The 6,272-nt window shown below is 66.7% G+C and carries 6 protein-coding genes; 1 reads left to right on the plus strand and 5 read right to left on the minus strand.

Annotated features, from left to right (window positions below; genetic code table 11):
* Window positions 1-22: 22 nt before the first annotated feature.
* From HTY53_RS22745 to HTY53_RS22760, 4 genes are all read right to left on the minus strand, one after another.
* Window positions 23-367, minus strand: coding sequence for a hemin uptake protein HemP (locus HTY53_RS22745; protein WP_174108873.1), 345 nt, complete (start codon window positions 365-367; stop codon window positions 23-25).
* A 244-nt stretch (window positions 368-611) separates the two neighbouring features.
* On the minus strand, window positions 612-1,025 hold the full coding sequence (locus tag HTY53_RS22750; RefSeq protein ID WP_174108874.1) for an ExbD/TolR family protein: 414 nt from the start codon (window positions 1,023-1,025) through the stop codon (window positions 612-614).
* A gap of 38 nt (window positions 1,026-1,063) precedes the next feature.
* Complete coding sequence (locus HTY53_RS22755) at window positions 1,064-1,792, minus strand: MotA/TolQ/ExbB proton channel family protein (RefSeq protein ID WP_174108875.1); 729 nt, start codon at window positions 1,790-1,792, stop codon at window positions 1,064-1,066.
* Window positions 1,793-1,838: 46 nt separating this feature from the next.
* Window positions 1,839-2,504: an energy transducer TonB gene (locus tag HTY53_RS22760; protein WP_174108876.1), complete on the minus strand. Its 666-nt coding sequence runs from the start codon at window positions 2,502-2,504 to the stop codon at window positions 1,839-1,841.
* Between the two features lie 592 nt (window positions 2,505-3,096).
* Here HTY53_RS22760 and HTY53_RS22765 point away from each other — a divergent pair.
* The gene (locus HTY53_RS22765; protein ID WP_174108877.1) at window positions 3,097-5,397 is read left to right on the plus strand and encodes an AAA family ATPase; all 2,301 of its coding nucleotides are present in this window, start codon (window positions 3,097-3,099) and stop codon (window positions 5,395-5,397) included.
* A 24-nt stretch (window positions 5,398-5,421) separates the two neighbouring features.
* On the opposite strand, the gene murI is transcribed toward HTY53_RS22765, so the two are convergent.
* Window positions 5,422-6,258 carry a glutamate racemase gene (murI, locus tag HTY53_RS22770; RefSeq protein ID WP_174108878.1) on the minus strand — a complete coding sequence of 279 codons (837 nt, stop codon included), beginning with the start codon at window positions 6,256-6,258 and terminating at the stop codon, window positions 5,422-5,424.
* Window positions 6,259-6,272: the final 14 nt, after the last annotated feature.

Genomic DNA, 6,272 nt, shown 5'->3' on the forward strand with positions numbered 1-6,272 from the left:
GCGGCATGCCACGGCGGGCGGCTTACTTCGTCAGAATCAGTTTTCCGTAGCGCGTCTTGCGCAGCGTGTACACCTCGCCGTTATGCAGGATCGGCAGGGTAGTCGCGCCGCGCATCAGGGCTTCCAGCGGCACCGCCTCGGCGGCCTGCGCCGGCGCCGCCTGGGCGGCAGCGTTCGCGCTGCGATTGTCGCGCACCAGCGCTTCCAGGCGGGCCACCGCCGACTTGACCGTCGCCATCGCCGACGGCGCCGCGGCCTCGCGGCGCGCGTCAGGCGCCGGATTCTGGTTCACCACCACGCGGCGCAGCGACAGGCGGCGGCGGGTGACTTCGCGCGGTTGCGTCAGCGGCAAGGCAAGGGTGCTCATCGATGGGGCTCCTGTTCGGGGGATGGTCGGTTTCACGGCGCCAGGGGTGGGGTCGGCTGCCGTCGTGCCGTTCATATTAAATGAGAATCGTTATCATTACAACGACTCTGTCCATGATATCGGGCGGCCGAGGGCAGCGCTGCCAAAAAACGCATTTGGTTTCATTCGAAACAAAAAAGAAAAAGCCCCACCGGAGGGGTGGGGCTTGGGGAAAGCGGCGCGGCACTGCGCGCCGCTGGGGGTCTTATTGTTTCGGCTCCGTGATGAAGCCGATCTTGCCGAGACCGCCGTGCTGGGCGGCGGCCATCACCTCGGCCACGCGCTCGTAGCGCACGTCGCGGTCGGCGCGCAGATGCAGTTCGGGCTGCGGCTGTTGCTGCGCCGCCAGCGCGATATTGTTCTGCAGCGTCGCGTCGTCGATCTCCTGCTGGTTCCAGAACACCTTGCCGGCCGCATCGATCGACAGGTTGATGCTCTGCGGCTTGGGATCGTTGGGCTGATTGGTCGCACGCGGCAGGTCGATCTTGACCGCGTGATTGATCACCGGGATGGTGATGATGAAGATGATCAGCAGCACGAGCATGACGTCGACCAGCGGCGTCATGTTGATCTCGCTCATGACTGCGTCATCGTCATCGTCGAGGGTACCGAATGCCATGATGACTTCCTTTCGGGCGGAGGGCGGTCCGCGTCAGTTCAGTTCTTGACCGCGAGGCGCACCGCGTTGTCGTCCGCGGGGCGCGCGCCGGTCGGGCGCACGCGGGCGCCGGTCACGAAGTAGGCGTGCAGGTCGTGGGCGAAGCGGTTCAGCTTCGAGATCACCGCCTTGTTGCCGCGCGTCAGCGCGTTGTAGCCGAGCACCGCAGGGATCGCCACGGCCAGGCCGAAGGCGGTCATGATCAGCGCTTCGCCGACCGGGCCGGCGACCTTGTCGATGGTCGGCACGCCCGATGCGCCGATACCGATCAGCGCGTGGTAGATGCCCCACACGGTGCCGAACAGGCCGACGAACGGCGCGGTCGAGCCCACCGAGGCGAGGATCGCCAGGCCCGACTGCATGCGCGACACGGCTTCGTCGATCGCGCTCTTGAGCGAACGCGTGAGCCAGTCCGAAATGTCCATCACGTCATGCAGTTGCGGCTGGCTGGCGCGATGGTGCTGGGCGGCTTCCTTGCCGGTCAGCGCCAGCGTGCGGAACGGATTCGATTCGCTGCTGCCGAGCGTTTCCAGCGCATGGTCGAAATCGTCCGAATGCCAGAAGCGCTTTTCCGCGCCCTGCGCCATTTTCTTCAGGCGGACCAGATCCCACGCCTTGGTGAGAATCACGATCCATGACGCCAGCGACATGACGAGCAGAATGATGGCGGTCGCACGCATGACGAAATCGCCTTGCGCCCACAGATGGCTGAGTCCGAGGTCCTGCATGATGGTTCCTGGTAAGTCGTAAATCGTATGGAAGGTTCAGTTCAAATCAGTTCAGCTCGAAAGCGATCGGCTGCTGCGCGGTGACCGCAATCGCCCGACCGTTCTCGACATAAGGCTTGCAGCGCATCCGCTGCACCGCATCGATCGCGGCCTGGTCCAGACGCGACGAACCGCTGGAGCTGACCACCGCCGTCTTGACCACCTTGCCGGTGTCGTCGGTGGTCAGACGCACCACGGTCTTGCCGGTCTCGCCCATTCGCCGCGATTGCGACGGGTAGGTCGGCTGCGGCGGCGTGCACTGGATCTCGCCGATGCCGACGGCGCGCGGACCGGTGGCGACCGGTGCCGGCTCGGGCGGCGGCGGCGGCGCGGGCGGGGCCGGCGGTGCAGGCGGCGCTTCCACGGCGGTCGGCGTCGGCGGCAGCGCCGGTGTCGGTTCGATCCGCGGCTCCGGCTTCGGCTGCGGCTTGGGCTGCGGTGCCGGCTTGGTGACCTTGACCTGCTTGGGCGGCGTTTCCGGCTTCGGCTGCGGCTTGGGCGGCTCCGGCGCCGGCTGTTGCGGTGGCTCCAGCGGAATGATCCGGGCGATGATTTCCGGCGCGATCACCGCTTCGGTCATCTTGCGCGCGAGCCCACTCTGGATCAGATACAGCAGGCCGGCGTGGAACAGCAGAACGGCAAGCGTGATCTTCAGGAAACGTTGATCGAACATGTGAGACAACAAATTTCGGCTAATCGGCGTTGCAGGCGCGGCCTGCCGCCCAACGGCGGCATCGGGTATGCGATTCGGCTGGTCTGCAGCCGTTCCAGCGATCTACAGCGATCTATGGCGATCTATTTACGGCGAAACAGCACCAGCGAAATACCGCAACCAACCAGCAGGCTAATCAGCAGTTCCATGATAAACGCTCCTTCAAAGTCAAAGCCCCGGGGGAGCGCCACTCTCTGGCAGCGTGTCAGCGCGAGAGTATAAACGATAATGATTCCTATTTGTCGGCCTTCTCGCCACATGACCCTGCTGCAGGGCGGGTCAGCCTGCGGCCCGGCTGGCAGGACGCGCTGCGGGGTCGTCCCGACTAACTGCACCCGGCAAAGCGAGCTAGCATACGAAAAAGACCCGGTGAACCGGCAGGCAGCCGGCGCGACAAACGGTAAAAGCAGGCGGGACAGCAGGCGATAGCGGTCAGCAAAAGAGCACGCGGCAGGAACAGCGGCAAAGCAGGCCAAGAACCAAGCGAAAAAACGGCGAAGGAAGCGGCGGCGACGGTCCTCCCGTCGCTCGTCCGGGACGAGGAGCCTTGCCCATGGATTTCACCCGCAGCATCGAAGAGGACCGGCCGGCGCTGTTGCGCGCGGCCCCCGGGGCGGGCGCCACCACGGCGCTCGACTGGATGTGCGCCCAGTTCGCGCTGCGCGTGGTTTGCGCGCTCGGACCGCGTTTCAATCTGCGCAGCAATATCAACGACGTGTTGACGGTCAGCGCGCAGGAGCTGGTCTGGCCCTATGGCGTGGTGATGCGCGTGCAGCGGTTCCTCGCCGCGCGCTGCGCCGACATGCCGGCCTGGCGTGGCGCGGGGCGGCTCAGCCCCGAGGAATTTCTCGAGCGGCACGGCCAGTGGAACAGCGCCTTCGACGAGGGGGCGCTGTTCTATTACCTGGACGAGTACGTCAAGCACCATGCCAAGGACATGTTCACCGTGTTCGAGGTATCGGCCGCCGCGCTGGCCGCGCGCCTCGACGGCGAGCGCGTGCTGCTGGTGCGCAATATCGACATGCTCAGCCACGTGCTGGACCTGCCCGACCACGAGCGCAAGCTGCTGCTGTTCGCCGCGCTGGCCAAGTACAAGCGCGATCTGCGCGCGGTGATGGTCGATTGCAAGGTCGCGCACAGCCAGGAGGCCTTCCAGATCCTGGCCGGGCTGACCGGCGCCACCGCGGCGCAGGTAGCCGCGTCGCTGCGGCCGGGCTCGCGGCTCGAGACGCTGAATCTGATCGAACAGCCGCTGCCCGAGAACAGCGTGACCGATCTCGGCGATCTGATGCGGCTGTCCGATCGGCTGCTGCACGTGCTGCTCGGCAACTACGCCGACGAGGCCGAGATGATGGCGGTGTTCACGCGGCCGGCCGCGCCGCCGACGCTGTCGAGCACCGACTATCCCCATGTGGAGAGCGATGCGCGCTATCTGACCGCGCTGCTGGCCAACGCGACGCGCCAGCATGCCGAGGGCGTCAATGTGCTGATCTACGGGCCGCCGGGCACCGGCAAGACCGAGTTCGCGCGGCTGCTCGCGCGCGAGGCGGGCTGCGAGCTGTACGAGGTCGATTGCCTGGACCGCGACGGCAACAGCCTGTCGGGCAAGGACCGCTATCGTTCGCTGCAGGTCTCGCAGGCCTTTCTGCGCGGCCGTGCCAATACCGCGCTGCTGTTCGACGAGGTCGAGGACGTGTTCCCCGGCTCGGCGCGCGAGCTGATGAGCCTGTTCGGCCAGGAGGACACGCGCGGCTCGGTCAACGGCAAGGCGTGGGTCAACCAGACACTGGAGCGCAATCCCGTGCCGGTGATCTGGATCTCCAACTCGATCCGGCAGATCGATCCGGCCTATCTGCGCCGCTTCCAGTTCCATCTGGAGTTGCGTATTCCGCCGCCGCAGGTGCGTGAGAACATCATCCGCAAGCATCTGGGCGGGCTGGCGGTCAGCGATGCTTTCATCGCGTCGCTGGCGGCGCGCCGCACGCTGACGCCGGCGCAGGTGCAGTCGGCCGCGCGCTTCGTGCAGCTCGCTCAACCGGGTATCGGCGAGCCGGTGGAGACGCTGATCCTGCGCCAGCTCGAACACGCCGATCGCGCGATGGGCTTGCGGCCTGAAGCCGAGACACGACCGGTGGTCACGCACTACCGGCTCGATCGGCTCAATCTGGAAACCCGCTATCGTGTCGAGCGCATCATTCAGGCGCTGCAGGCGCGGCGCCGCGGCACGCTGTGCTTCTACGGTCCGCCGGGTACCGGCAAGACGGCGCTGGCCGAGCATATCGCCGCGGCGCTGGAGCTGCCGCTGATGATCCGGCGCGCCTCGGACCTGATGAGCAAGTACGTCGGCGAAACCGAGCAGCAGATTGCGGCGATGTTCGCGCGCGCAGAGGAGGACGGCGCCGTGCTGCTGCTCGACGAGGCCGACAGCTTCATGCAGAGCCGCCAGCAGGCGGTGCGCAATTACGAGGTGTCCGAGGTCAACGAGATGCTGCAGGGGATGGAGCGTTTCAACGGCATCTTTGTCTGCACCACCAATCTGTTCGACCGGCTCGACGAGGCCGCCTTGCGCCGCTTCTCGTTCAAGATCCGCTTCATGCCGCTGCTGCCGGTGCAGCGCGAATCGATGTTTGTCGACGAGGCGCTCGACGGCGATGCGTCCGCGCTCGACGACGCAATGCGGCGCGAACTGGCTTCGCTCGATGGCCTGACGCCGGGCGACTTCGCCACCGTCAAGCGTCAATGCGCGCTGCTCGGCGAAGCGCTGATGCCCGACGAATTCCTCGCGCAACTGCGCCAGGAGCATGCGGTCAAGCCGGAGGTCAGAGAGCGTCGTCCGCTGGGCTTCGTGCGCTGAGGCGGCAGTGCAGCGGAACGGAAGTCAGGGCGCGATCGGCGCCGGTTCGATGACCACTGTTTCCGCCGCGGCATCGACGTGCAGCAACGCGCGCGCCATCCGGCGCAGATGTTCGGCGTCGCTGGTGGTGCAGTAGCGCGCCACCGCGATGGGATTGGCGTCGGCATCCACGCCGGAGTCGGCATCGGCGGCCAGCCCATGTTCGCCGAGCTTGCGCTGCAACTGCCGCGCGACGGCCACGCCGGTGTCGATCAGCGTCATCCGCTCGCCGATCAGGTCGCGGATCGTCTCGCTCAGAAACGGATAGTGGGTGCAGCCCAGCACCAGCGTATCGGCGCCGGCCCCGAGCATCGGCGCCAGGCAGGCCTGCAGCCGTTCGCGGACCAGCGGCCCGTCGACATCGCCTTGCTCGATACGCGCCACCAGTCCGCCGCCGGGCTGGCAGACGAAGCGGCACTGGTCCTCGAGCGAATGCAGCAGCCGCGCGAACTTGTCGCTGGCCAGCGTATTGGCTGTGGCCAGCACGCCGACCACCTTGCTGCGGCTCGCTGCCACCGCCGGCTTCAATCCCGGTTCCACGCCGACGATCGGCAACGCCAGCCGTTCGCGCAGCGTCTGGATGCCGTGCGCGGTGGCCGTGTTGCAGGCTACCACCAGGGCCTTGCAGCCCTGCGCCGCCAGCCATTCGCAGGCCTGCAGCGTGCGCGCCTGCACGAACGCCTGCGGCTTGTCGCCATAGGGCGCATAGCGCGAGTCGGCCAGATAGAGCAGGGTTTCGTGCGGCAGCAGCGCACGAATCTCGCGCAGCACGGACAGGCCGCCGAGGCCGGAATCGAAGATGCCGATGGGGGAGCGGGACACGGGAGGGAGGGGCT

Source organism: Cupriavidus gilardii (assembly GCF_013314895.1).
GTDB classification, from domain to species: domain Bacteria; phylum Pseudomonadota; class Gammaproteobacteria; order Burkholderiales; family Burkholderiaceae; genus Cupriavidus; species Cupriavidus gilardii_C.

Bases quoted from the DNA above. Each gene is read 5' to 3' on its own strand.
- HTY53_RS22745 (WP_174108873.1), bottom strand. From the start codon at position 367: ATGAGCACCCTTGCCTTGCCGCTGACGCAACCGCGCGAAGTCACCCGC.
- HTY53_RS22750 (WP_174108874.1), bottom strand. From the start codon at position 1,025: ATGGCATTCGGTACCCTCGACGATGACGATGACGCAGTCATGAGCGAG.
- HTY53_RS22755 (WP_174108875.1), bottom strand. From the start codon at position 1,792: ATGCAGGACCTCGGACTCAGCCATCTGTGGGCGCAAGGCGATTTCGTC.
- HTY53_RS22760 (WP_174108876.1), bottom strand. From the start codon at position 2,504: ATGTTCGATCAACGTTTCCTGAAGATCACGCTTGCCGTTCTGCTGTTC.
- HTY53_RS22765 (WP_174108877.1), top strand. From the start codon at position 3,097: ATGGATTTCACCCGCAGCATCGAAGAGGACCGGCCGGCGCTGTTGCGC.